23 protein-coding genes, 1 tRNA gene, 1 pseudogene and 1 riboswitch are annotated in these 26225 nt (G+C 67.9%); of the genes and pseudogenes, 22 read left to right on the forward strand and 3 right to left on the reverse strand.

The window, feature by feature from the left end; all coding sequences use genetic code 11:
* Positions 1-64 precede the first annotated feature (64 nt).
* The 10 genes from rpe (at position 65) to hisF (ending at position 7861) form a co-directional block, all read left to right on the forward strand.
* Positions 65-721 carry a ribulose-phosphate 3-epimerase gene (gene rpe / locus AC1DN2_RS18900; RefSeq protein ID WP_476851513.1) on the forward strand — a complete coding sequence of 219 codons (657 nt, stop codon included), beginning with the start codon at positions 65-67 and terminating at the stop codon, positions 719-721.
* Positions 722-843: 122 nt separating this feature from the next.
* A riboswitch (FMN riboswitch) is annotated at positions 844-994 on the forward strand.
* 94 nt (positions 995-1088) lie between these two features.
* Positions 1089-1787 carry a nicotinamide riboside transporter PnuC gene (gene pnuC / locus AC1DN2_RS18905; protein ID WP_476851514.1) on the forward strand — a complete coding sequence of 233 codons (699 nt, stop codon included), beginning with the start codon at positions 1089-1091 and terminating at the stop codon, positions 1785-1787.
* Positions 1784-2986, forward strand: a complete 1203-nt coding sequence (gene ribD, locus AC1DN2_RS18910; RefSeq protein WP_476851515.1) for a bifunctional diaminohydroxyphosphoribosylaminopyrimidine deaminase/5-amino-6-(5-phosphoribosylamino)uracil reductase RibD — start codon at positions 1784-1786, stop codon at positions 2984-2986. Before pnuC ends, ribD begins: the two co-directional genes overlap by 4 nt.
* On the forward strand, positions 2986-3672 hold the full coding sequence (locus tag AC1DN2_RS18915; protein ID WP_476851516.1) for a riboflavin synthase: 687 nt from the start codon (positions 2986-2988) through the stop codon (positions 3670-3672). The genes ribD and AC1DN2_RS18915 overlap by 1 nt, the downstream gene beginning before the upstream one ends.
* The gene (ribB, locus tag AC1DN2_RS18920; protein WP_476851517.1) at positions 3669-4382 is read left to right on the forward strand and encodes a 3,4-dihydroxy-2-butanone-4-phosphate synthase; all 714 of its coding nucleotides are present in this window, start codon (positions 3669-3671) and stop codon (positions 4380-4382) included. Before AC1DN2_RS18915 ends, ribB begins: the two co-directional genes overlap by 4 nt.
* A 46-nt stretch (positions 4383-4428) precedes the next feature.
* Entirely contained in the window at positions 4429-5091 is a 663-nt protein-coding gene (gene ribA / locus AC1DN2_RS18925; RefSeq protein WP_230008403.1) for a GTP cyclohydrolase II, read from the forward strand.
* 45 nt (positions 5092-5136) lie between these two features.
* Complete coding sequence (gene ribH / locus AC1DN2_RS18930; protein ID WP_476851518.1) at positions 5137-5622, forward strand: 6,7-dimethyl-8-ribityllumazine synthase; 486 nt, start codon at positions 5137-5139, stop codon at positions 5620-5622.
* Between the two features lie 166 nt (positions 5623-5788).
* Entirely contained in the window at positions 5789-6052 is a 264-nt protein-coding gene (locus AC1DN2_RS18935; protein WP_018772463.1) for a phosphoribosyl-ATP diphosphatase, read from the forward strand.
* Positions 6053-6156: 104 nt separating this feature from the next.
* Positions 6157-6999 carry an ATP phosphoribosyltransferase gene (gene hisG, locus AC1DN2_RS18940; protein WP_028277039.1) on the forward strand — a complete coding sequence of 281 codons (843 nt, stop codon included), beginning with the start codon at positions 6157-6159 and terminating at the stop codon, positions 6997-6999.
* An 85-nt stretch (positions 7000-7084) separates the two neighbouring features.
* Positions 7085-7861, forward strand: a complete 777-nt coding sequence (hisF, locus tag AC1DN2_RS18945; RefSeq protein WP_476851519.1) for an imidazole glycerol phosphate synthase subunit HisF — start codon at positions 7085-7087, stop codon at positions 7859-7861.
* Positions 7862-7968: 107 nt separating this feature from the next.
* Here the strand turns inward: hisF and AC1DN2_RS18950 are convergent, their stop codons facing one another.
* Entirely contained in the window at positions 7969-8613 is a 645-nt protein-coding gene (locus tag AC1DN2_RS18950) for a TIGR03085 family metal-binding protein (protein WP_028277041.1), read from the reverse strand.
* A 177-nt stretch (positions 8614-8790) separates the two neighbouring features.
* Here AC1DN2_RS18950 and hisI point away from each other — a divergent pair, with 177 nt between their 5' ends.
* The 11 genes from hisI (at position 8791) to pyk (ending at position 24405) form a co-directional block, all read left to right on the forward strand.
* On the forward strand, positions 8791-9234 hold the full coding sequence (gene hisI / locus AC1DN2_RS18955) for a phosphoribosyl-AMP cyclohydrolase (protein WP_476851520.1): 444 nt from the start codon (positions 8791-8793) through the stop codon (positions 9232-9234).
* A gap of 122 nt (positions 9235-9356) precedes the next feature.
* Complete coding sequence (locus AC1DN2_RS18960) at positions 9357-10934, forward strand: anthranilate synthase component I (protein WP_476851521.1); 1578 nt, start codon at positions 9357-9359, stop codon at positions 10932-10934.
* Positions 10934-11638, forward strand: a complete 705-nt coding sequence (locus tag AC1DN2_RS18965) for a Trp biosynthesis-associated membrane protein (RefSeq protein WP_476851522.1) — start codon at positions 10934-10936, stop codon at positions 11636-11638. The genes AC1DN2_RS18960 and AC1DN2_RS18965 overlap by 1 nt, the downstream gene beginning before the upstream one ends.
* Before the next feature lie 127 nt (positions 11639-11765).
* Positions 11766-12053: an HGxxPAAW family protein gene (locus AC1DN2_RS18970; RefSeq protein WP_476851523.1), complete on the forward strand. Its 288-nt coding sequence runs from the start codon at positions 11766-11768 to the stop codon at positions 12051-12053.
* Between the two features lie 2 nt (positions 12054-12055).
* Complete coding sequence (gene trpC, locus AC1DN2_RS18975) at positions 12056-12874, forward strand: indole-3-glycerol phosphate synthase TrpC (RefSeq protein ID WP_476851524.1); 819 nt, start codon at positions 12056-12058, stop codon at positions 12872-12874.
* Between the two features lie 127 nt (positions 12875-13001).
* Complete coding sequence (gene trpB, locus AC1DN2_RS18980; RefSeq protein WP_476851525.1) at positions 13002-14366, forward strand: tryptophan synthase subunit beta; 1365 nt, start codon at positions 13002-13004, stop codon at positions 14364-14366.
* Positions 14363-15184 (forward strand): tryptophan synthase subunit alpha, encoded by an 822-nt coding sequence (gene trpA / locus AC1DN2_RS18985; protein ID WP_476851526.1) that lies wholly within the window; start codon positions 14363-14365, stop codon positions 15182-15184. The genes trpB and trpA overlap by 4 nt, the downstream gene beginning before the upstream one ends.
* A gap of 3 nt (positions 15185-15187) precedes the next feature.
* Positions 15188-16498 (forward strand): prolipoprotein diacylglyceryl transferase, encoded by a 1311-nt coding sequence (gene lgt, locus AC1DN2_RS18990; RefSeq protein WP_476851527.1) that lies wholly within the window; start codon positions 15188-15190, stop codon positions 16496-16498.
* Between the two features lie 268 nt (positions 16499-16766).
* Complete coding sequence (gltB, locus tag AC1DN2_RS18995) at positions 16767-21383, forward strand: glutamate synthase large subunit (protein WP_476851528.1); 4617 nt, start codon at positions 16767-16769, stop codon at positions 21381-21383.
* Positions 21376-22833: a glutamate synthase subunit beta gene (locus tag AC1DN2_RS19000; protein WP_476851529.1), complete on the forward strand. Its 1458-nt coding sequence runs from the start codon at positions 21376-21378 to the stop codon at positions 22831-22833. The genes gltB and AC1DN2_RS19000 overlap by 8 nt, the downstream gene beginning before the upstream one ends.
* A 69-nt stretch (positions 22834-22902) precedes the next feature.
* Complete coding sequence (pyk, locus tag AC1DN2_RS19005; RefSeq protein WP_043436173.1) at positions 22903-24405, forward strand: pyruvate kinase; 1503 nt, start codon at positions 22903-22905, stop codon at positions 24403-24405.
* Between the two features lie 136 nt (positions 24406-24541).
* Here pyk and AC1DN2_RS19010 read toward each other — a convergent pair whose 3' ends face one another.
* Entirely contained in the window at positions 24542-25147 is a 606-nt protein-coding gene (locus AC1DN2_RS19010; protein ID WP_090957209.1) for an ANTAR domain-containing response regulator, read from the reverse strand.
* Positions 25148-25352: 205 nt separating this feature from the next.
* On the opposite strand from AC1DN2_RS19010, the gene AC1DN2_RS19015 reads away from it, so the two are divergent.
* Positions 25353-25434 (forward strand) — tRNA-Leu (locus AC1DN2_RS19015).
* Positions 25435-26097: 663 nt separating this feature from the next.
* On the opposite strand, the pseudogene AC1DN2_RS19020 reads toward AC1DN2_RS19015, so the two are convergent.
* Positions 26098-26225, reverse strand: a pseudogene (locus AC1DN2_RS19020) (IS30 family transposase); the annotation flags it as partial.

Here is a 26225-nt window from a genome sequence, read left to right on the forward strand (position 1 = left end):
TTCGCTGATACTGGGGCACTGCCACCAAAAACGAACCAGCAAAGTACGAACGAGAAGGAAATCCATGGCCCAGTGCTGCATCAACCCGAGCATCCTTTCGGCTGACTTCGTCAACCTTGAGGCCGAACTGCGCCGTATCAGTAATGCCGATGCCGTTCATGTGGACGTCATGGACAATCATTTCGTGCCCAACCTGACCATTGGGCTGCCTGTGGTGCAGCGCATCCAGGCCGTCAGCCCGGTGCCGCTGGACGCCCACCTGATGATCGCCGACGCGGACCGCTGGGCGCCGGGCTTCGCCGACGCCGGGGTGGCCTCGGTGACGTTCCACGCCGAAGCCTCGATCGCGCCGATCAAACTCGCCCGGGAACTGCGCGCCCGTGGGTCCAAAGCCGGCATGGCGCTGCGTCCGGGCACTCCCGTGGAGCCCTATCTGGACATGCTCCCGGAACTGGACCTGCTGTTGATCATGACGGTGGAGCCAGGCTTCGGCGGGCAGTCTTTCCTGCACCTGACGCTGCCCAAGATCCGGCGGGCCCGCGCTGCCATTGACGGCTCCGGCGTCGCGGTGGCACTGCAGGTGGATGGCGGCATCACCGAGGAGACGATCGTGCGCGCGGCAGAGGCGGGGGCGAACGTCTTTGTTGCGGGGTCAGCCGTCTACGGCGCCGCGGATCCGGCGGAGGCTGTCGAAAGGCTCCGGGCGGCGGGGTCCCGCTGACGCGGGGTCCCGCTGACGCGCGGTCCCGGCAGGGAACTGCTGCGAAGATGACGCCGGGCGTAACATCGGCATCCGGGGAATAGCCCGGGCAGGGCCGCAGTTGTGTCAGAATAACAACACACATACGTGCTCCGGGGTCGGTGAAAGTCCGAACCGGCGGTGACAGTCCGCGACCCGCGCGCCAGCGCCCTTCCTCGGGAGGAAGCCGGCAGACGGTTGAACCGGTGAAATTCCGGTACCGACAGTTAAAGTCTGGATGAGAGAAGCACGTACAGCTGTTACTGCGGCGCCCCAACGGCGCCGCATAATTGCGCTGTCGTATACCCCCGGAGCCATCGCGGTTCTTGAGGGAAGGAACGACACACACATGGACCCCTTGCGATGGCTCTTCGAAGCGCAGATCCCCGTAGGCGGATCTGTCCTGATTCTTCGTGAAGTGCTAGGCAACATCTTTGGCCTCGCCAGCGCCGTCGGCGGCATGCGCCGCCGGGTCTGGGCCTGGCCCGTCGGCATCGCCGGCAACTTGCTGCTCCTGACGGTCTTCCTGGGCAACGTCTTCGGTTCCGCCACGCCGGCCACGCTGTGGGGCCAGGCCGGACGCCAGGTCATGTTCATCGGCGTCGCCCTCTACGGCTGGTACCGCTGGCAGCAGGGCAGTAAGTCCGGCAGCGGCGGGACTGCCGTCGCGCCGCGCTGGGCCGGCAACCAGACCCGGGTGATCCTGGCCCTCAGCCTCGTGGCCGGCACCATGGCGCTTACCCCCGTCTTCGACTCCCTCGGCTCCTACCCGCCGGTCTGGGCCGACGCGTGGACGTTCATGGGCTCGCTGCTGGCGACTTACGGCATGGCGCGGGGCTGGACGGAGTTCTGGCTCATCTGGGTGGCGGTGGACATCGTCGGTGTGCCACTGCTGTTCAGCGCCGGCTACTACGCCAGCGCCGTCATGTACCTCTTCTACGGCTTCTTCACCTTGGCCGGGTTCTTTGTCTGGTGGCGTGCCTCCAGGCTGGCGAACCGGCCGGTCACGGTCGAAACCGCCTTCTCCGACCCCGTGGTGGCCAAGTGAGTGCCCTCAACACCGCCGGCGTGAGCGCCGGATTCAGCGCCGCGCCGTCCGGCGCTGCCCCGACCGGCACTGCCGCGTTCAACACTGCCGAGAATGCTGCGATGCAGGCTGCCCTGGCCGCCGCGGCGCAGGGCCCGCGGGGCGCCAACCCGCTCGTCGGCGCCGTCGTCGTCGGGGCCGACGGGACGCACCTCGCCACCGGTTACCACCGCGGAGCCGGGACTGCCCACGCCGAAGCTGACGCCATCGGCCAGGCGAAGGCGGCGGGCCGGGACCTCCGCGGCGCGGCGATCGTGGTGACGCTGGAGCCCTGCAACCATTGTGGGCGCACCGGGCCCTGCGCGCAGGCGATCATCGATGCCGGCATCACCGACGTCATCTACGCCGTCGACGATCCCCACGACCCGGCCGCCGGCGGCGCCGTGACGCTCCGGGCCGCGGGAGTCCGCGTTCGCTCCGGGCTGGCCGCCGAGGCGGCGCTGGACCTGAACCGGCGCTGGTTCGACGCCGTCGCCGCCAAACGGCCGTTCGTCACCCTGCATATCGCCCAGACCCTCGACAGCCGCATCGCCGCCAGCGACGGCACCAGCCAATGGATATCCAGCCCGGAATCGCTCGCCGACAACCACGCCCTGCGCGGCCGGATAGACGCCATCCTGGTGGGCACCCAGACGGTCCTGATCGACAACCCCCGGCTCACCGCCCGGAACGGCGACGGCGAAGCAGAGGGCAAACAGCCGCTCCGCGCCGTGATGGGGTACCGGGGCATTCCCGACGACGCCGCCATCCACGGAGCCGACGGCAACGTCCTGCACCTGGCCACCCGCGACCCGCGCGAGGCCCTGGACCAGCTGTTCGCACACGGCGTCCGGCACCTCATGGTGGAGGGCGGCTCCCGGATCCTGAGCGCGTTCCTGGCCGCCAGCCTGGTCGACGAACTCATCGTCTACCTGGCGCCCACACTGCTTGGCTCCGGCACCGCCGCCCTGGACGACCTCGGCATCACGACCCTGGCCGATGCCCAGCGCTGGGAATGGGACCCGGCATCCGGCGGCGCCGTCCAGGTCCTCGGCCGCGACCTCCGGCTCCATCTTCGCCCGGCCGCCCCGGCCGATGAGGCTGACCCGGCCGCCACCCCTACTTCATCCGATACCACCCCGCACCGCACCGGCGCGGACACCGCCGCAGGAGGCAATTGATGTTTACCGGAATTATCGCCGAGCAGGGAAAGGTCCTGTCCATTGAGCGCAACGGGGACAGCAGCGCCACCGTACGGCTCCACGCACCCGGCACCACGGACGGTCTCGCCCTGGGCGGTTCCATAGCGGTCAACGGCGTCTGCCTCACCGCCACGCAGATCGACGGCAGGGACTTCACCGTTGACGTCATGGGCGAGACCTTGGTCCGCAGCACGATCGGAGAACTCACTGCGGGCGATCCCGTCAACCTGGAACGCTGCGTCCCCGCCGGGGGACGGTTGGACGGCCACGTGGTCCAGGGCCACGTCGACGGCGTCGGGCAACTCGTGGAGCGCGAGGGGCTTGGCAACTGGGACCGGCTGCGGTTCGCGGTGCCGGCCGGGCTGGCCCGGTACATCGCCGAAAAGGGATCCATCGCCGTCGACGGCGTCTCCCTCACCGTCACGGCAGTCAGCCCGGCCAACGATCCGGCGCCCTGGTTTGAAGTAGGGCTCATCCCGACCACCCTGGCCGAGACCGGCCTGGGCCAGAAGACACCCGGCGGCCATGTAAACCTCGAAGTCGATGTCCTGGCGAAGTACACCGAACGCCTGCTGTCCTTTGCCGGCGGTTCGTCGCCCGCCGCGCACAGGGCAGCCGAAGGTTCCGCCGGAGAAGCCGCCCTCACGGACGGGGCCGCGAAATGAGCCGGGTCACGGACCAGCCCGGCCATGATGTGGCCGCGGTGCTCCGTACCGCCGCTGCCGGCACCGGGCGTGCAGGCCTCGATCCGATCGAGGACGCCATCAGCGCCATGGCAGCCGGGCGGCCCGTCCTGGTGGTGGACAACGAGGACCGCGAGAACGAAGGCGACATCATTTTCGCTGCCGAGCACGCCACCCCCGCGCTGATGGGCTGGACAGTCCGCTACAGCTCCGGCGTGATCTGCGTACCGCTCGACGCCGACCGGGCCGACGCCCTGGCGCTGCCGCCAATGGTGGCAATCAACGAAGACGCGAAGGGCACCGCCTACACCGTGTCCTGCGACGCCGCCGTGGGTGTCAGCACCGGAATTTCCGCCACGGACCGCGCCCTGACGGCCCGGATCCTGGCCGACCCGCAAAGCCGGCCAAATTCCTTGACCCGTCCCGGGCATGTTTTTCCCCTCCGCGCCGTTAAGGGGGGAGTGCGGGAACGTCCCGGCCACACCGAAGCGGCCGTGGACCTGTGCCGGCTCGCGGGCCTGGAGCCCGTGGGCGTGATAGCAGAGCTGGTGTACGACAACGGAGAAATGATGCGGCTGGACGGATTGCGCGGCTTCGCCATCGAGCATGGCTGCCCCCTGATTTCGATTGCGGATCTGGTGGCGTATCTTGAAGCGGAACAGCACGGCAGCCACGCAGCGGACCCTGTCTGATGGAGGAGAAATAGTGACGACTTCGGAGACCCGAGAAGAGACGGCCATGGCCCGTCAACCGCATCCGGTCAGCGCAGGACCCATCGTCCAGCTGCCCACCGCCTTCGGCGACTTCGTGGCACAGGCCTGGACCGACCTCGACACCGGCGCGGAGCACCTGGCCGTCAGTTCACCGATGGCGCCGGTTGACGGCCAGCCACCGCTGGTCCGCCTCCATTCGGAGTGCCTCACCGGCGATGTGTTTGGCTCCTACCGCTGCGACTGCGGCGAGCAGCTGGCCTATGCGCTCGAGCTGATCAACGAACTCGGCGGCACCCTGCTGTACCTGCGCGGCCAGGAGGGCCGCGGGATCGGCCTGGCGAACAAGATGAAGGCCTACGCCCTGCAGGAGGCCGGTTTTGACACCGTGGAGGCCAACGAACAGCTCGGGCTGCCGGTCGACGCACGCTGCTACAAGGCCGCGGCCCAGATCCTCGCGGAGATGGGTCTCCACGAGATCCGGCTGCTGAGCAACAACCCGGACAAGCAGGACCGGCTCGCGCAGGCAGGCGTCAAGGTGGTGGAGATGGTCCCCACGGAGGTCCCCTCCCGGGAGCAGAACATCCGCTACCTGCAGACGAAGAAGGACCGGATGGACCACCGCCTGGTCCTGGACGTTGAACCGGCTCCGGCCGCCGGCCTGTCCGGATTCGAGCACGACCAGGACTGACCGGGCAGCAACACGACCACCAGACTCAACAGCAAGGAATACCCTATGAGCGGCCACGGCGCCCCCCAGATCGACCTCAGCACCTTCAAGCCTGAAGAAACCTCACGGCTCAAGCTGGCCATTGTGGCCGCGAGCTGGCATACCCAGATCATGGACGGACTGCTCGACGGCGCCCTGCGCGCCGCGAAGGACGCCGGCATCGATGAGCCGACCGTCCTGCGCGTGCCGGGCACGTTTGAGCTCCCGGTCGCGGCCGCCCGGCTGGCACCGCACTTCGACGCCGTCGTGGCGCTCGGCGTCGTCATCCGGGGCGGTACCCCGCACTTCGAATATGTCTGCGAGGCGGCCACCCTGGGCCTGACTGAGGTCAGCGTCCGCACCGGGGTTCCCGTGGGCTTCGGCGTGCTGACGTGCGATACCGAGCAGCAGGGGATTGACCGGGCCGGCCTGCCGGGATCCACCGAGGACAAGGGTCACGAGGCCGTTACCGCCGCCCTGGCCACGGCAGTGACCCTCAAGCAGTTCGGCTGAGCCGCCAGGCTGCAGCCAAAGCCGGTGCGGGCGCCTCCCTGGCCGCCCGCGCCGGCTGAGTGTGCCGGCCTCGCTGGCCGTGTTGGATATGCAGTGCCTCACATCTCCGCCGTCATGCAACGCCCCGGCGGGCGTTCCCGCGCCGGGAGCAAGTAGGCTTGGGGGCGTGAAGAATTTCGAGTCGCTGTTCGCAGAACTGAGTGAAAAGGCAGCCGTCCGCCCGGAGGGCTCCCGCACCGTCGCCGAACTGGATTCCGGAGTCCACGGCATCGGCAAGAAGGTCGTGGAGGAAGCAGCCGAGGTTTGGATGGCTGCGGAGTATGAATCCGATGAGGCCGCCGCCGAGGAAATTTCCCAGCTGCTCTACCACCTGCAGGTTCTGATGCTCGCCAAAGGACTCACCCTGGAAGACGTCTACAAGCATCTGTAGCCGCGCCCGCACCGGACACCGCCATGACTTCGCTGGCGGAGCCCGTGCACCGCGTGGCCGATGTGCCCCAACAGAGACTTCCACACCCAAGAGAGACTTTTCCCATGCTTAGAGTTGCCGTCCCGAACAAGGGATCCCTGTCCGAAGCTGCCGCGGCCATGCTGGCCGAGGCAGGCTACCGCCAGCGCCGCGACACCCGCGAGCTTGTCATGGTGGACCCGGACAACGACATTGAGTTCTTCTTCCTCCGCCCGCGCGACATTGCTGTGTACGTGGGCCAGGGAACGCTCGACGTCGGCATCACCGGCCGCGACCTGCTGCTCGACGCGGAGGTCGAGGCTGAGGAGCTGCTGCCGTTGGGCTTCGCCGCTTCCACCTTCCGCTTCGCCGGCCCGGTCGGCGACTTCACCACGGTCGCCGAGCTCGAGGGCAAGCGCCTGGCCACGAGCTACGACGGACTGCTGCGCGGCTACCTGGCCGCGCGCGGCATCAACGCCAAGGTGGTCCGCCTTGACGGCGCCGTGGAATCCTCCGTCCGCCTCGGCGTCGCCGACGCGATTGCCGACGTCGTCGAGACCGGCACCACGCTCAAGGCCGCCGGCATGGAGATCTTCGGCGAGCCGATCCTGAATTCGGAGTCCGTGCTGATTGGCCGCAAGGGCGAGCAGAACCCTGCCACGGAGGTCCTGATCCGCCGGCTCCAGGGCGTCCTCGTGGCCCGGCAGTACGTGCTGATGGACTACGACATCCGCAAGGAACTCGTCGAGCAGGCCGCCGGGCTCACCCCCGGCCTGGAGTCGCCCACCGTGTCGCCGCTGCGCGATTCGGACTGGGTGGCCGTCCGCTCGATGGTGCCCAAGCGGGAAACCAACCGGATCATGGACGAGCTCTACGACCTCGGCGCCCGCGCCATCCTGGTCAGCAGCATCCACGCCTGCCGCATCTAGGCGCCCCGCCCCGCCGGGTCCCGCCAGGAACACCTTCAGCAATCACCCTGCAGCAATTACCCGCCTGCAAGTACCAGGAGAAGTCATGACTGTTGCCGTGCGCGTCATCCCGTGCCTCGACGTCGAAGCCGGCCGCGTGGTCAAGGGCATCAACTTTGAGGGCCTCCGCGACGCCGGGGACCCGGTGGAACTGGCGCACCGCTACGACAACAGCGGCGCCGACGAGCTGACCTTCCTTGACGTCACGGCGTCCTCCGGCAACCGGGAGACCACGTTCGACGTCGTCCGCCGCACCGCCGAGGAAGTCTTCATTCCGCTGACGGTCGGCGGCGGCGTCCGCGGCGTGGCCGAGGTGGACAAGCTCCTGCGCTGCGGCGCGGACAAGGCTGCGATCAACACCGCAGCCGTGGCCCGGCCGGACGTGATCGACGAGATCACCCGGCACTTTGGTTCCCAGGTCCTGGTGCTCTCCCTCGACGCGAGGCGCACCCGTCCGGGCTCGCAGCCTACGCCGTCCGGCTTCGAGGTCACCACGCACGGCGGGCGGCAGGGGACCGGCATCGACGCGATCGCCTGGGCGCGGGAAGCGGCCGACCGCGGGGTGGGTGAAATCCTGCTGAACTCGATCGATGCCGACGGCACCAAGGACGGCTTCGATCTGGAACTGATCCGCCTGGCGCGGGCGGGGGTCAAGGTCCCGCTCATCGCCTCCGGCGGCGCCGGCAAGCCGGAGCACTTCCCGCCGGCCGTGGCAGCGGGCGCCGACGCCGTCCTGGCGGCCTCGGTCTTCCACTTCGGCCCGCTGGACATGATCGCGCAGGTCAAGGCCGCGATCCGCGACGCAGGCTTCGAAGTCCGCTAATCCCCACCGCTTAAAGCAACGCGGGGTCACTTACCGCCCATCCCGGACGGGATTATGGGCCGTAAGTGACCCCGCGTTGCTCTATTTTTTTAGGGAGCGGGTGGGGATTAGAGGCCGACTTCGGCGGACTGCAGGAGCGCGACGGCGTCCGGCTGGCCTTCGAAGGTCACGAGGGCGTGGCGGGTCCGGCCGTGGGCGTGCATGAGCAGCTCGCCCGGTTCGCCGACGATGGCCACGGACACGGGGGCGCGTTTGGCGACATGCCGCGGACCCGAGGGGCTCACCAGCACGATGCCCAGATCCACGCCGCGGTACAGGATCGCGGCCCGCTTGACGAGCTCGTCCCACAGCGCGTCCGAGTAGGCCTGGTCCAGGGCGCGCGGGGCCCAGCGGTCCACGGCGCGGCGGACGTCCTCGGTGTGCACAAAGTACTCGATCAGGTTGGAGCTTTCGTCCAGCGCCTTGATCCGCAGCGGGGACAGCGCCGGGGGACCGGCCCGGAAGTCGTTGACCAGCTTGGCGTAGTCCTCGGTGGTCTTCAGGGTGCCCGCCAGTTCGGCCGTCGCCTGGTCCGAGGCCTTGGACAGGCGCTTGATCAGCAGGCCCAGTCCGACGGCGATTTTCCGCTCGCGCAGGTACAGGTGCGCGGCAAGATCGCGGGTGAGCCAACCTGTGCAGAGCGTGGCGGCATCAGGGCCGGCCGCCAGCAGGGTTTCGGCCAGGACTTCTCGGGACGGTTCGACGAAATGCATCACTTGTGAAACTAGCACGAGACGGCCGTGCGTGGGCACAGGAATCGCCGCCGTGACCGCGCCCGGCCGCATGATGCAGGGCCGGACCGCGGCGCCGGGCCGATTGGCGCGCCAGTATTAAGCGGCGGGACCTGTCCGCAGGCCGGCGACCGGCCCGGAGGCACTAGACTTGATCTGATGTCTGAGCAGCCCGCCTCCGCCCCCAGCCCCACCAACGGCAGCGCCATTAACGGCAGCGCCGTCGATCGCAGTCCCGTCAGCGGCAGCCCCCTCCCGGCCGGACTGGCGGACGCGCTCAAGCGCGACAGCGCCGGCCTGGTGGCCGCCATCATCCAGCAATTCGACACCCACGAGGTGCTGATGCTGGGCTGGATGGACGACGAAGCGCTGCACCGCACCCTGACCAGCGGGCGCGTGACGTTCTTTTCGCGCTCCCGCCAGGAGTACTGGCGCAAGGGAGACACCTCCGGGCACGTGCAATGGGTCAAGTCGCTGGCCATGGACTGCGACGGCGATGCGCTGCTGGTGCGGGTCGACCAGGTCGGCGCGGCCTGCCACACCGGAACCCGGACGTGCTTCGACGGCCGCGAGCTCGACGCCGTCGTCGGCCACGGAGGCTAGGCGCCCGGCACACCGGCAGAGCGCCCCGGCGCTTCCACAGCTTCACGAACCGGACCCCAGGCAGGATCCCATGACCGGATCCGGTCGCAGGTCCACCTAAAGAACAGGCGGAAAGCACAGCCATGCAGGACCTTGGAATCATCAGCCCCGGCCTCGAAGAGTTCCGCGAACTCGCAGGCCACAGCCGTGTCATCCCCGTCCGGCTCAAGGTGCTGGCTGACGCCGAAACCCCGATCGGGCTCTACCGCAAGCTCGCCCATGGCCAGCCCGGAACGTTCCTGATGGAATCGGCGGCGGTCGGCGGCGCCTGGTCGCGCTATTCCTTCATCGGCTCCCGCTCCCGGGCCACCCTGACCACCAAGGACGGCAGCGCGCACTGGCTGGGCGAGCCCCCGGTCGGTGTGCCCCTGGACGGCAACCCCGTGGACGCCATCCGCGACACCGTCGCGGCGCTGCGCACCGAGCGCTTCGACGGCCTCCCGCCGTTCACCTCGGGCCTGGTCGGGTTCCTGGGCTGGGAAACCGTCCGGCACTGGGAGAAACTGACCAGCCCGCCGGAGGACGACCTCCAACTGCCGGAAATGGCCCTCAACCTGGTCACCGACATGGCGGTCCACGACAACATGGACGGCACCGTCCTGCTGATCGCCAACGCCATCAACTTCGACAACAGCACCGAACGGGTCGACGACGCCTGGCATGACGCCGTCGCCCGCGTCAAAGCCCTGCTCGAAAAGATCAGCCGCCCCGTGGAGCAGCCGGTCTCCGTGCTGGAGACGGCCGCCCTGGATTTCGCGTCCAGTGTGCAGGAGCGCTGGGACGAAACCGAGTACCTGGCCGCCCTGGACCGCGGCAAGGAGGCGATCGTGGACGGTGAGGTCTTCCAGGTGGTGATCTCCCGCCGCTTCGAAATGGAGTGCGGCGCCGACCCCCTCGACGTCTACCGGGTCCTGCGGAACACCAACCCCAGCCCCTACATGTACCTCTTCAGCTTCGAGGACGCCGCCGGCCGCGAATACACGATCGTCGGCTCCTCGCCGGAGGCCCTCGTCACCGTGACCGGGGACGAAGTCATCACCCACCCCATCGCCGGCTCACGCCCGCGCGGCAAGACGGTCGAGGCGGACAAGGCCCTGGCCGAGGAACTGCTGGCGGACGAGAAAGAACGCGCCGAGCACCTGATGCTGGTCGACCTGTCCCGCAACGACCTCTCGAAGGTCTGCGTGGCAGGATCCGTCGACGTCACGCAATTCATGGAAGTGGAGCGCTTCAGCCACATCATGCACCTGGTCTCCACCGTGGTCGGAGAGCTCGCCCCGGCAGCCAAGGCCTACGACGTGCTCAAGGCCACGTTCCCGGCCGGCACCCTCTCCGGCGCCCCGAAGCCGCGGGCCCTGCGCCTGCTGGACGAACTTGAACCGCACCGACGCGGCATCTATGGCGGCGTGGTGGGGTACCTGGACTTCGCCGGGGACATGGACATGGCGATCGCCATCCGGTCGGCCCTGCTCCGTGAGGGACGCGCGTACGTCCAGGCCGGCGGCGGGATCGTCGCAGATTCGGTGAACCCGACCGAGGCCCAGGAAACCGTGAACAAGGCCGCCGCCCCGCTGCGCGCCGTGCACACCGCCAGGTCGCTGCACAACATCACCGTTGACGCAGTCACTGACGCAGCGCCCGACGCAGGAGCCGAGTCCTGATGGGGGAGCCGGAAGCCACCGCCAAGAACACCGCCAAGAACACCGTGAAGGGCACTGTGAAGAGCACTGTGAAGAGCCCCGGGCGGGCCGCCGTCCCGGGATGGGCCCGCAAGTCCACCCTGGTCCTGGTGATCGCTGCCCTGGCCCTTGCCGTGTTCGGGACCACCACCCAGACCTGGCTCACCGTGCACCTCGATCCCACGCAGCTCGGCGCGGCCGTGGCCAGCCAGGACGGCCTGCAGGTCCAGGGCAGCAAGGCTGCCACCACCGTGACAGCCCTGGCGCTTGTGGCCCTCGCCGGCGGCCTCGCGGCCTCCATCGCCGGCCGCGTGGCCCGCTGGGTGATCACGGCGATCATCCTCCTCGCGGCCGCGGGCATCGTCGCCGCGGCAGCCGTCGTGCTGGCGGACCCGCTGGCCGCGGCGCAGGGATCGATCGCGGCCGCCACCGGAATCAGCGGCAGCAGCGTACAGGTGGACGTCACGGTGTTCCCCGTCCTCGCCGTCGTCGCCGGAGCCCTGCTGGGACTCAGCGCCCTCGCGATCGTGCCGGCCGGCCGCTACTGGAAGACCCGCACCAAATATGACGCGGCCGCCGCCGGGCCCGCCGCCGGCGGAACTGCAGCTGGCGGTAATGCGCCGGCCGCCCCCGCGGACGAGATTGACAGCTGGGACCGGCTGTCCCGCGGTGACGACCCCACCTGAGCCGATGCCGCGGGCGCGACCGGCAACGCGACCGGTTACGCGGCCCAGCAACGCGACCGGCAACGCGGCCAAATAACACAGCAAAAAATGGCAGAATGTAAGCAGCATTCATCCTGAGGAGATTTCAATGAGCAAAGCCACTGTTTCCGCATCCACGTCCGCTGCGCCGAAGGGCGTCTACGACGACGTCGACCACAGCGAACCCCAGGGTCACGGCAACAGCCCGGCCGCGTGGACCTGCGTGATCGTGATGCTGATCGGCGCCCTCATTGCGTCCATCGCCTTCGTCATCGCCAACACCCCGATCTTTGTCGCGGGTGCGGCGGTCATGGTGGTCGGCCTGCTCGCCGGCTGGGCCATGCGTAAGGCCGGCTACGGCGTCGGCGGCAGCAAGCTGAAGAACTCCGGCCACTGAGCGTGAGCGTTCTCGACGACATCAATGCCGGTGTCAGGGAGGATATGCAGGCGCGCCAGCGTCTGGTTACGCTCGCGGAGCTGAAAGAGCGTGCCGCCGCGGCGGCGCCCGCCCGTGACGCCTGGGCCGCCCTGGGCGGGACCTCAAGCAGCCGGGACCAGCTCAAGGTAATTGCCGAGGTCAAGCGCCGCAGCCCGTCCAAGGGCCAGCTCGCGGACATCGCCGATCCCGCGTCCCTCGCCGCGCAGTACGCCGACGGCGGGGCCGCCGTGATCAGCGTCCTGACCGAGGAGCGCCGCTTCGGCGGCTCCCTGGCCGATCTCGACGCCGTCCGGGCAGCCGTGGACATTCCGCTGCTGCGCAAGGACTTCATGGTTGACGAGTACCAGATCTGGGAGGCCCGGGCGCACGGTGCCGACCTGATCCTGCTGATCGTGGCCTCGCTCTCGGACGCCCAGCTGCGTGAGTTCACGGCCCTCAGCCGCGAGCTCGGCATGAACGTGCTGGTCGAGACCCATACGGCGGAGGAAATCGACCGCGCAGTCGCCGCGGAGGCCCGGATCATCGGCGTCAACGTACGCAACCTCAAGACGCTCGACGTCGACCGTTCCGTCTTCGCGGCGCTGACCGGCGGCATTCCCGCCGGTGCGCTCGTGGTCGCCGAGTCCGGTGTGCGCGACGTCGAGGACGTCAAGCACTACGCGGCCCGCGGAGCCAACGCGGTCCTGGTCGGCGAGGCGCTGGTCAGTGACGCGACGCCCCGCGAGCGGATCGCCGAATTCATGGCTGCCGGCGCGACGGCAATCGCCGCGCGCGCCTGAGGCCGGCCGGTCCTGGCGCCTCCGTCCGGACCGTGAGCGGTGCCGGGCCCGCGATTTTGCCCGGACCAATGAGCGGATCTCATCAGCAGATCCCCAAAGCTAGCAGTGGAACAGGATGGTGAGACTGATGGTCGATGCACCAGCAGCCGGCTCTGACGAAAGTGCCGTGGACGCGTTCCTGCAGGGTGGCCGCCCCGCGGAGCATCCCGCGCAGGGCGAACCGTCCCTGCGCCACGCCCCGGGGCCCTACTTCGGGAACTACGGCGGCCGGTGGATGCCAGAGTCGCTCATCGCGGCCCTGGACGAGCTCGAGGACACCTTCGAGAAGGCCAAGGCCGATCCGGAATTCACAGCCCAGATCGCCGAACTGAACAAGAACTACTCAGGCCGGCCGTCGCTGCTGACCGAGGCCAAGCGCTTCGCCGAGCACGCCGGCGGGGTGCGGATCTTCCTCAAGCGCGAAGACCTCAACCACACCGGCTCGCACAAGATCAACAACGTCCTGGGCCAGGCGCTGCTCGCCAAGCGGATGGGCAAAACCCGCGTCATCGCCGAAACCGGCGCCGGCCAGCACGGCGTCGCCAGCGCCACGGCCGCAGCCCTGCTGGGCCTGGAATGCGTGGTCTACATGGGCGCCGAGGACTGCCGCAGGCAATCCCTCAACGTGGCCCGCATGGAGCTCCTCGGCGCCACGGTCATCCCGGTCACCAACGGATCCCAGACGCTCAAGGACGCCATCAACGAGGCCCTGCGCGACTGGGTGGCCAACGTGGGCAACACGCACTACCTGCTGGGCACCGCCGCCGGAGCACACCCGTTCCCGGCGATGGTCCGCTACTTCCACGAGGTCATCGGCGAGGAAGCCCGCGCCCAGATCCTGGACCAGGCCGGCCGGCTGCCGGATGCCGTCTGTGCCTGCATCGGCGGCGGCTCCAACGCGATCGGAATCTTCCACGGCTTCCTCGATGACCCTTCGGTCAAGATCTACGGCTTCGAGGCCGGCGGCGAGGGCGTCGAAACCGGACGCCACGCAGCCACCATCACCCTCGGCAAGCCCGGCGTGCTGCACGGCGCCCGCTCCTACCTCATGCAGGACGACGACGGCCAGACCATCGAGTCGCACTCGATCTCCGCGGGCCTGGACTACCCCGGCGTCGGCCCCGAGCACTCCTACCTCGCCGACATTGGCCGGGTCAGCTACGAGCCCATCACGGACAGCGAAGCCATGGAGGCCTTCCGCCTCCTGTGCCGCACCGAGGGCATCATCCCCGCCATCGAGTCCGCCCACGCCCTCGCCGGCGCCATCAAGGTGGGCCAGCGGCTCGCCGCCGACGCGGCCGCAGGCAAGGCAACAGCCTCCTCAGAGAAAATCGTGATCGTGAACCTCTCCGGCCGCGGCGACAAGGACGTGGCCACGGCCGCGGAATGGTTCGACCTGCTGGACAAGGACTCACCTGAAGCCGAAATCGCCAAAGAGGGGGAACAGCTGTGAGCACCAGCCAGGACGGCACCCAGCACGCCAGCAAGTCGGCCGCGGCCATTGACCGCGCCCGCGCCCAGGGCCGGGCGGCCCTGATCGGCTACCTGCCCGCCGGCTACCCGAGCGTTAAAGACACCATTGCCGCCGGCATCGCCCTGGCCGAGAACGGCGCCGACCTCATCGAGATCGGCATCCCGTACTCGGACCCGGTCATGGACGGCCAGGTCATCCAGGCTGCCACGACGGAGGCCCTCGCGAAGGGCTTCCACGTCCGGGAGGTCTTCGACGTCGTCCGCGGCATTACGAGCAAGACCGACGCCGCCGTGCTGGTCATGACCTACTGGAACCCCGTGGTCCGGATGGGCGTGGACGAGTTCTCCCGCCGCCTGGCCGAGGCCGGGGGAGCCGGGCTCATCACGCCCGACCTCATTCCGGACGAGGCCGCCGAATGGATGGCGGCCTCGGACAAGTACGGCCTGGACCGGGTGTTCCTCGTGGCTCCCTCGTCCTCGCCCGAACGCATGAAACGCACGGTCGACGCGAGCCGCGGCTTCGTCTACGCCGTCTCCATCATGGGCGTCACCGGCGCCCGGACCTCGGTCAGCTCCGCGGCCAGGGACGTCGTCGCCGCAGCGCACGCCGCGGGCGCCGAGCGCGTCTGCGTGGGCCTCGGCGTCTCCACCGCCAGCCATGTCCGCGAGATCGCCGAGTACGCCGACGGCGTGATTGTCGGCACCGCCCTCGTCGCGGCAATCCGGGACGGCGGCGTGGATGCGGTAGCCTCCTTGACGAAAGACCTCAGCACCGGCCTTACCAAGGAAGAAGCCTAAGCAATGCAGTCAGTCCTCCACGCGGCGGCGATGATTCCCGCGAGCATTCCGAGCCCCAGCTGGTCCGGATTCGACATCCCGCTGCCGTGGGGGTCCCTGCGCATCCACGCCTACGCCCTGTGCATCCTCGCCGGCATTATTGCCGGCCTGTGGCTGACCTCGGTCCGCTGGGCACGCCGCGGCGCCCCCGAGGGCAGCGTCTGGGATATCGCCATCTGGGCCATCCCGTTCGGCATTATCGGCGGACGGCTGTACCACGTGTTCTCCTCTCCGGACGCCTACTTCGGCCCGGGATTCGACGGCACAGGGGACCTGTCCCTGATTCCGCAGATCCAGCGCGGCGGCCTGGGCATCTGGGGCGCCGTCGTGCTCGGCGCCGTGGGCGCCTGGATCGGGTGCCGGCGTGCCGGGGTGAAGCTGAGCGCCTTCATGGACGCCGCGGCCCCCGGACTGCTGCTGGCCCAGGCCATTGGCCGGTGGGGCAACTACTTCAACCAGGAACTCTTCGGCGGTCCCACCACGCTTCCGTGGGGGCTGCAGATCGATCCCAACAACCCGAACTTCCCCGCCGGCATGCCGACGGACACGCTCTTCCACCCGACGTTCCTCTACGAGTCGCTGTGGAACCTGGCCGGCGTGCTGATCCTGCTGGCACTCGACCGCAAATTCAGCTTCCGCCGCGGCCGCCTCTTCTGCGTCTACGCCATGTACTACACCCTGGGCCGCGTCTGGATCGAGGCCATGCGGATCGACGACGCCGAACAGATCACCCTCTTCGGGCTCACCACCAGGCTCAATGTCTGGACCAGCATCATCGTCTTCGCCGGAGCCCTGCTCGCCTTCATCCTCCTCGGCCTGCGCAAGCGCTCCGAGCCGGACACCCCGTTCCTCCCCGGCCGTGCACCGGCACAGACACAGCCGGCAGGGACCCAGCCGGTGGAGACTTCGCCGGCTGAGGAAAAGTCGGCGGAGGAAGAGTCGGCAGAGTCAAAGGCGGACGCTGACGCGACCGAGGCCGACAGCGCTGACCGCGCCACCAGCGCTGACCGCACCGCCGACGCCACCGGCGCCGAACGCGCCGTCCGCGCCACCGTTCCCGCAGACGCGGCAACCATCCGCCATTCGGACGCCGCTGTCTCAGATAGTGAATCCCGTGCTAATCTCCGGAATAACCAAAGCGGACCAGTTCGCGCATCCGAGGATGCGGGCAGGGACTCCACGGGCGGCACCGCGCCCGCCAATGGAGCTCCGGCAGCCGGAGTTTCCGGCCGCCAGGGAACTGGAACCGCGCCGGAGGCTGAGGGCACCAAGTAGCTCAGCGCCGGCACTTCGGGTTGACCGGAGCCACCGCTCACCGGACCCGACTCCACAGCGTCGTGGCAAGAGGGCTTGCCGTGGACAGCAGATCGAAGCTGTCCATGCAAGCCCGGGCCAGCACCTGCGTAACTGTTAGTACAGGAGGCCGGGCTGGCCTACAATTCCAGTTAGAAAAACACTCTGTTGCGCCCGTCACACACCGGCGTGCCGAGTGGGGCCAATGTTGTCCCTCCCATACGCACGATCAGGAGGAAGGACGTCTCCAATGACCCAAACTCTTCACAGCCCCAGCTGGTCCGATCCGGACCAGCCCTCGGCTGCCGCGTCACCCTTCAGCCGCTTCGCGGCGATTCCGGCCGCTGCCGGACTCTACAACCCGGAAAACGAGAAGGACGCCTGCGGCCTGGCCATCATCGCCACGCTCCGCGGTGAGCCTGGCTACGACATCGTCGACGCCGCCCTGACCGCCCTGCGCAACCTCGAGCACCGCGGTGCCGTGGGCGCCGATGAAGGTACCGGCGACGGCGCCGGCCTCCTGATGCAGGTGCCGGACGAATTCTTCCGCGCAGTCACGGACTTCGAACTTCCGGCCCCCGGCCAGTACATCGTGGGAACCGCGTTCCTGCCCGCCGAGCAGCGCGAATCCGACGCCGCCCGCGCCGGCATCGAAGGCCTCGCCGCGGACGAGGGCCTGACCGTCCTGGGCTGGCGTGAAGTCCCGATCGTGGCCGACCTGGTCGGGGCCATGGCCCGGGCCTGCATGCCGTACTTCTCGCAGCCGTTCTTCGCCTCCAGCACCGGGGAAACCCTCGAGCGCAACGAGCTCGATTCCCGCGCCTGGCGGATCCGCAAGCGCGCCCAGAACAAGTTTGGCGTGTATTTCCCGTCGCTCTCCTCCCGGACCATCGTCTACAAGGGCATGCTCACCACCGCGCAGCTCGAGCCGTTCTACCCGGACCTGTCGGACAAGCGCTTCAAGACCAAGCTCGCGATCGTTCACTCGCGCTTCTCCACCAACACCTTCCCGTCCTGGCCGCTGGCCCAGCCGTTCCGCACCATCGCGCACAACGGCGAAATCAACACCGTCAAGGGCAACCGCAACTGGATGCGGGCCCGGCAGTCGCAGCTCGCCAGCCCGCTGCTGGGGGACTCACCCGAAGAGCTGTTCCCGATCTGCACCCCGGGCGCCTCGGACTCGGCCTCCTTCGACGAGGTCGCCGAACTGCTCTGGCTCTCCGGCCGGCCCATCACGCACTCGATCATGATGATGATCCCGGAGGCGTGGGAAAACCACGCCACCATGGATCCGGCCCGCCGCGCCTTCTACGAATACCACTCGATGCTCATGGAGCCGTGGGACGGCCCGGCGGCCGTCTCCTTCACGGACGGCAACCTGGTCGGCGCCACGCTGGACCGGAACGGCCTGCGCCCGGGCCGGTACTGGATCACCGAGGACGGCCTGATCGTCTTCGCCTCCGAAGTCGGCGTGATCGACGTCGAACCCTCCAAGGTGGTCAAGAAGGGCCGCGTCTCGCCGGGCAAGATGTTCCTGGTGGACACCGGGGCCGGCCGGATCATCGACGACGCCGAGGTCAAGGCCGAGGTTGCCGCGGCGAACCCCTGGGCCGAATGGGTCAAGGACAACCTGATCGACCTCAAGAACCTGCCCGAACGCGAGCACGTCGTGCACACCGCCGCCTCGGTCAACATCCGCCAGCGCACCTTCGGCTACACCACCGAGGAACTGAAAATCCTGCTGGGCCCGATGGCCCGCACCGGCGCCGAACCGCTCGGTGCCATGGGCTCGGACACCCCGGTGGCCGTGCTGTCCAAGCGGCCGCGGCTGCTCTTCGACTACTTTGTGCAGTCCTTCGCGCAGGTCACCAACCCGCCGCTGGACGCCATCCGTGAAGAGCTCGTCACGTCCCTGACGTGCGCAATCGGCCCGAACGGCAACCTGCTGGACACCAAGCAGGTCCGGCAGCCGCAGGTCTCGCTGCCGTTCCCCGTGATCAACAACGACCAGCTCGCCAAGATCGCGAACATCGAGAGCGCCGACGGCGGCAAGGTCGCCATGAAGGTCCGCGGACTCTACCGCCCCGAAGGCGGCGAGAACTCCCTCCGGGCCCGGCTCACCGAAATCTGCGAGCAGGTCTCCGGCGCCATCAACCGCGGCGTGCAGTACGTGGTGCTCTCGGATCGCGACTCGAACGCCCAGTGGGCCCCGATCCCGTCCCTGCTGCTGGTCAGCGCCGTGCACCACCACCTGCTGCGTAGCGCCAACCGCACCAAAACCGCGCTCGTGGTGGAGGCCGGCGACGTCCGCGAGACCCACCACGTCGCCGTGCTCATCGGCTACGGCGCCTCCGCCGTGAACCCGTACCTGGCCATGGAATCCGTGGAACAGCTCATCGCCTCCGGCGACGTCGTCGGGGTCACCCCGCAGGACGGCGTCTACAACCTGATCAAGGGCCTGGGCAAGGGCGTCCTGAAGATCATGTCCAAGATGGGCATCTCCACCGTGGCCTCCTACACCGGTGCCCAGACCTTCGAAGCCCTCGGCCTCGGCCAGGACCTCGTGGACGAGTACTTCTCCGGCACGCACTCCCAGCTCGGCGGCGTCGGCCTCGACGTCATTGCCGCCGAAGTCCTGGCCCGGCACCGCATGGCCTACCCCGAGAACGGCATCGAACTGCCGCACCAGCCCCTGCTCGGCGGCGGCGAATACCAGTGGCGCCGCGACGGCGAACCCCACCTGTTCAACCCCGAGACCGTCTTCCGGCTCCAGCACGCCACGCGTGAACGCCGCTACGACATCTTCAAGGCCTACACCCGCGGCGTTGACGACCAGTCCGAGAACCTCATGACCCTGCGCGGTCTGCTGAAGTTCAAGGCCGGTTCGCGTGCCGCGGTGCCGCTCGAGGAAGTCGAACCGGTTTCCAGCATCGTCAAGCGGTTCTCCACCGGCGCCATGAGCTACGGCTCCATCTCCAAGGAAGCCCACGAGACCCTCGCGATCGCCATGAACCGGCTGGGCGGCAAGTCCAACACCGGTGAAGGCGGCGAGGACGTGGACCGGCTGCTCGATCCCACCCGCCGTTCCGCGGTCAAGCAGATCGCCTCCGGCCGCTTCGGCGTCACCAGCCTGTACCTGTCCAACGCGGACGACATCCAGATCAAGATGGCCCAGGGTGCCAAGCCCGGCGAAGGCGGCCAGCTGATGGCGCAGAAGGTCTACCCCTGGGTGGCCCGCACGCGGCACTCGACGCCCGGCGTCGGCCTCATTTCGCCGCCCCCGCACCACGACATCTACTCGATCGAGGACCTCGCGCAGCTGATCTATGACGCCAAGCGCGCCAACCCCTCGGCCCGGGTGCACGTCAAACTCGTCTCCGAGGTCGGGATCGGCACCGTGGCGGCCGGCGTCACCAAGGCGAAGGCCGACGTCGTGCTGGTCTCCGGGCACGACGGGGGTACCGGCGCCTCGCCGCTGAACTCGCTCAAGCACGCCGGTGTCCCGTGGGAACTCGGCCTCGCCGAGACGCAGCAGACGCTTATGCTCAACGGCCTGCGCGACCGTGTGGTGGTGCAGGTCGACGGCCAGCTCAAGACCGGCCGCGACGTCGTGATCGCCGCGTTGCTCGGCGGCGAGGAGTTTGGTTTCGCCACCGCCCCGCTGGTGGTCTCCGGCTGCATCATGATGCGCGTCTGCCACCTGGACACCTGCCCGGTGGGCGTCGCGACCCAGAACCCCGAGCTCCGCTCCCGGTTCAACGGCAAGCCCGAATTCGTGGTGAACTTCTTCGAATTCCTTGCCGAGGAAGTCCGCGAAATCCTCGCCGAGCTGGGTTTCCGCAGCATCGAGGAGGCGATCGGCCACGCCGAGATGCTCGACTCCCGCGACGCGATCAACCACTGGAAGGCCGAAGGGCTGGACCTGGATCCGATCCTGCACGGGCTCGAGTTCGACAACGACGCGCCGCTGCGCAACCTCACCGGCCAGAACCACGAACTCGACAAGCACTTCGACCAGCGCCTGATCGCCATGGCGGCCGAAGCGCTGAGCGACCGCACGCCGGTGAAGATCTCCGTGAACGTCATCAACACGGACCGCTCCGTCGGCACCATGCTCGGCCACGTCGTGACGAAGACCTTCAGCACCGACGTCCTGGCCACGGACACCATTGACATCACGCTCAATGGCACCGCGGGCCAGTCGCTCGGGGCGTTCCTGCCGGCCGGCATCACCCTGCGCATGTTCGGCGACTCCAACGACTACGTCGGCAAGGGACTCTCCGGCGGCCGCATCATCGTCCGGCCGGACCGCACCAACGTGTTCCCGGCCGAGCGCAACGTGATCGCCGGCAACGTGATCGGCTACGGCGCCACAAGCGGCGAGCTGTTCCTCCGCGGCCAGGTCGGCGAACGCTTCCTGGTCCGCAACTCCGGCGCCACCGCGGTGGTCGAAGGCATCGGGGACCACGGCTGCGAGTACATGACCGGCGGCCAGACGCTCATCATCGGCCGCACCGGCCGCAACTTCGGCGCCGGCATGTCCGGGGGCACAGCCTACGTGCTGGACCTGCAGACCGAGCGCGTCAACAAGCAGGCCCTCGAGTCAGGCGAGCTGCAGCTGCGCGAGCTCGACGCCGAGGACCGCGACATTGTCCACGGGCTGCTGGTGAAGCACCTCGAGGAAACCGAGTCGCTGCTCGCGGCACGGCTCCTCGAGAACTTCGATGACACCGCAGCCCGCATAACCAAGGTGCTGCCGCGCGACTACGCGGCCGTCCTGCAAACCCGTCTTGACGCCATCGAAGAGGGCCTGGACCCCGACGGCGAAGAAGTTTGGTCTCGAATCCTGGAGGTGACCGGTGGCTGATCCACGCGGATTTCTGAAAGTACGTCAGCGTGAAACCCAGCCGCGCCGTCCCGTCCCGGTCCGCATCATGGACTGGAAAGAGGTCTATGAGGCCCAGGAAAAGGGTGTCCTCAAGAGCCAGGCCGGCCGCTGCATGGACTGCGGCGTCCCGTTCTGCCACCAGGGCTGCCCGCTGGGCAACCTCATTCCGGAATGGAACGACCTCGTCTGGCGGGACAAGGGCGAGGAAGCGATGGAGCGGCTGCACGCCACCAACAACTTCCCCGAATTCACCGGACGGCTGTGCCCGGCCCCCTGCGAGGCGTCCTGCGTACTCGGCATCAACCAGCCCGCGGTGACCATCAAGCAGGTCGAGGTGTCCATCGTGGACCAGGCCTTCGAGAACGGCTGGGTCAACCCGCTGCCGCCGGCGCGCCTGACCGGCAAGACGGTCGCCGTCGTCGGGTCCGGCCCCGCCGGGCTCGCCGTCGCCCAGCAGCTGACCCGGGTGGGCCACACTGTGGCCGTGTACGAGCGCGACGACAAGATCGGCGGCCTCCTGCGCTACGGGATCCCCGACTTCAAGATGGAAAAGGAGCAGGTGGACCGCCGGCTGGAGCAGATGAAGGCCGAAGGCACCCGGTTCCGCACCGGGGTGGCCGTCGGCACCGACGTGACGTGGGAGCAGCTGCGCCGCCGGTACGACGCCGTCGTCGTCGCCACCGGGGCCACCGTCCCGCGTGACCTGCCGATCCCGGGCCGCGACCTCGACGGCGTCCACTACGCCATGGACTACCTCGTGCCGGCCAACCGGGTGGTGGCGGGGGAGACCGTGGAGAACCAGATCAATGCCGCGGGCAAGCACGTGGTCATCCTCGGCGGCGGCGACACCGGCGCCGACTGCCTCGGCACCGCGCACCGTCACCAGGCCGCGTCCGTGACCACACTGGCGATCGGCAAGCAGCCGCCCGTCGAGCGGGCCGGCCACCAGCCCTGGCCGACATTCCCCACCTTGTTCGAGGTCGCCAGCGCGCACGAGGAAGGCGGCGAACGCACCTACCTCGCCTCTACCGTGGAGTTCGTCGGGGAAAACGGCAAACTCACGGGCGTCAAGGTTGCGGAGACGGAATTCGTCGACGGCAAGCGCCTGCCGAAGGCCGGCACCGAGCGGATCATTCCGGCGGACCTCGTCTTCCTGTCCCTGGGCTTCACCGGCGCCGAACCGGCCGGGATCACCGACCAGGTCCAGGCCGACTTTGACGGGCGCGGCAACGTGGCACGCGACGGTTACTACATGACCAACACTGAAGGCATCTTCGTCGCGGGCGACGCCGGCCGCGGCCAGTCGCTCATCGTTTGGGCCATCGCCGAAGGGCGCGCCTGCGCGGCCGCGGTGGACAAGTTCCTGATGGGCAGCACCATTCTGCCGGCACCCGTGGCGCCGACCGACCGTGCGATGGCTGTTCTGTAGTCCCACAGGACCTCCGGGATTCATCCGCACTTCAACTTAATCCATGCAACACACCAGTAGGGTAGGTATATGAGACGCGCTAAAATCGTGGCCACTTTCGGACCGGCAATCGCAAGCTTTGACAACACGCTGGCCGTGCTGGAAGCCGGCGTTGACGTGGCACGCATGAACATGAGCCACGGCGATTACTCCGTGCACGACAACACCTACGAGAACGTCCGCAAGGCTGCGGGACAGCTCGGCAAGGCCGTGGCCATCATGGCCGACCTGCAGGGCCCGAAGATCCGCCTCGGACGTTTCGTCGATGGTCCCCACCTTTTGGAGGTCGGTGACACGTTCACGATCACCACCGAGGACGTTCCCGGCACCAAGGACATCTGCTCCACGACCCTCAAGAGCCTGACGGAGGACGTCAACCCCGGTGATGCCCTGCTGATCGACGACGGCAAGGTCGCCCTCCGCGCGATCGACGTCGACGACGTCAAGGTGGTCGCCCAGGTGATTGTCGGCGGCTGGGTCTCCAACAACAAGGGCATCAACCTGCCCGGCGTTGCCGTCAACGTGCCGGCGCTGAGCGAAAAGGACGAGGACGATCTGCGCTGGGCCATGCGCCGCGGCGTGGACATGGTTGCCCTGTCCTTCGTCCGGGATGCCTCGGACATCGTCCGCGTGCACGAGATCATGGACGAGGAAGGCCGCCGCGTGCCGGTGATCGCCAAGATCGAGAAGCCGCAGGCCGTGGAGCAGCTCCCCGAGATCATCGACGCCTTCGACGCCATCATGGTGGCCCGTGGCGACCTCGGTGTGGAACTTCCCCTCGAGGAAGTGCCGATCGTGCAGAAGCGCGCCGTTGAACTGGCACGCCGCTGGGCGAAGCCGGTCATCGTAGCCACCCAGGTCCTTGAGTCCATGATCGACAACCCGCGCCCGACGCGCGCCGAGGCCTCCGACTGCGCCAACGCGGTGCTCGACGGCGCCGACGCGGTCATGCTCTCCGGCGAGACCAGCGTGGGCAAGTACCCGATCGAGACCGTCAAGGTCATGGCCCGGATCATCGAGTCCACCGAGGTCCACGGCCTCGAGCGCGTCCCCCCGCTCGGCACCAAGCCCAAGACCCGCGGAGGCGCCATCACCCGGGCCGCCGTCGAGATCGCCGACCAGCTGGATGCGAAGTACATCTGTACCTTCACCCAGTCCGGTGACTCTGCACGCCGCCTCTCCAGGCTGCGCCCCATCAAGCCGGTCTTCGCCTTCACCCCGGTGGAGCACGTCTGGAACCAGCTCGCACTGACGTGGGGGATCCAGCCGGTCCTGGTCCCGATGGTGGGCCACACCGACGAGATGACGGCCCAGGTTGACCGCAGCCTGCTGGAACTCGACGTCGTCGAGGACGGCGACCTGGTGGTCATCGCCGCCGGTTCGCCTCCCGGAAAGGCCGGTTCGACGAACCTGCTGAAGGTCCACAAGGTAGGCGACCTCGCTGACATCGGCGGCCAGGGCGAAGCGGCCGTGGCCAAGGACAAGCTCGGCCCGTGGCCGGAAAAGAAGAAGAAGAACCGGGTCCAGGCCTAGTTCTGAAAGCTTGAATGCAAAAGGGAGGATCCCCGCCGGCTGGCGGGGATCCTCCCTTTTTGGTGCTTGGTGCTTGGTGCTTGGTGCTTCGAGTGCGCGGCCTCCGGCCGCGGAGCGCGGCCGGAACCGACGGCCGCTAGTTGACCTGGTTGATGATGGTTTCGGCCACCTCGCGCATGCTGAGGCGGCGGTCCATCGAGGTCTTCTGGATCCAGCGGAAGGCTTCCGGTTCCGTCAGGCCCATCTTGGTGGTCAGGAGGCTCTTGGCGCGCTCCACGAGCTTGCGGGTGGCGAACTGCTCCTGCAGGTCGGTGACCTCGCTCTCGAGGGCCTTGATTTCCTCGTGGCGGGACAGCGCGATCTCCAAGGCCGGGATGAGGTCCGCCGGGGTGAACGGCTTGACCACGTACGCCATGGCGCCGGCGTCGCGGGCGCGCTCCACGAGTTCTTTCTGGCTGAACGCGGTGAGCAGGACCACGGGGGCGATCCGGGCCTTGACGATCTTCTCGGCGGCCGAGATGCCGTCCATGACCGGCATCTTGACGTCCATCAGGACCAGGTCGGGCTTGAGCTCCTCGGCAAGCTGGACGGCCTTTTCGCCGTTGTCCGCCTCGCCGACGACGTCGTAGCCTTCGCCCCGCAGGATCTCGATGATGTCCAGGCGGATGAGGGTCTCATCCTCGGCGACGACAACGCGGCGCGCCGGCTGGGAAGTGGGGGTTGACTCCGTCTGATCTGACACGGGAACTCCTTGGAAAGGTACGGCGGGAACTCAACCATCATAGGTTTTGTCTGCCGATGTACTTGGACCGGTTTGGTTCGATGCGGCGTCACTGGCGCGATTCTGGAATTCAGCCTATCTGCATGTAGAGTAATTTCGCGCACTGGAAGCGATCGCGTTGCTCACAGCACTGTGGCAGGCTGATTGTTACACCGGTGTACTCCGCGCCCGAGTGGCGGAATTGGCAGACGCGCCGCACTCAAAATGCGGTATCGAAAGGTGTGTGGGTTCGAGTCCCACCTCGGGCACGTGTTTTCCCTGTTCAGGGGCTTGTGGGCCGCTGAGTGTGTACAAATCTCCTTTTATGGGCCCCTGCGGGGGCCCATTTTTGTTGATGCCCGTTGCGGTCTGGCGGCTCCTCCTCTTGCCTTGGACAGCGGTGTTGCTGCTTACTCCTTCATGGCCGGGAGCGCTTGGAACTGCATGACCTGCTGCGACTTCGGGATCAAAAACTCTATGGTCATCCCTGTCGGCAGCCAGAACTCCTGGGAAATTTTCGTTGTGTCCTCGGCAATGTTCTCGAGCAGCGGGCAGGAGCCGGGCCAACCTATCGCGTTTGGTGACGACAAGGGGCGTCGCCGGCTCGAACAGCCGCCACGGCTTTCGCTTGGTCCTGGCCGTTTCTTTTTCCTGTCGGTCAGCCATTGTCGAAATAGATCGGGCCCCCTGGGGACACCCAGCCAAAAAGCGCATTGCGTGGCGCTGTCAGGTCCTGTTCGTTGGTGGAGATCCGGGCGTAGCCCGATGATCTGCGCGGGCAGGGGTGCAACTGTCGCGATTGTCCAACCTGAGCGGGACAGTTTTGCGGGCGGGGCATGCGCGAATCCAAGTTTCCAGTATCTGTATCTGATTTCTCGCAGCGCCAGTGCGGGCGGACGGTGTCGCGGTGGGGGATCGGCGGATTCAGGCGGTCATTGCAACAGGAGTCCTTCGATCAATTCGATCGGTTTTCTGAACTCTAGTCTTTTGCGTGGTCGGTCGTTGAGTTCCTGTGCGACCCAGTCGAGGTCTTCGGCGCTGTGGATGCTCAGGTCCGTGC

Source organism: Arthrobacter sp. 01L42 (assembly GCF_056400005.1).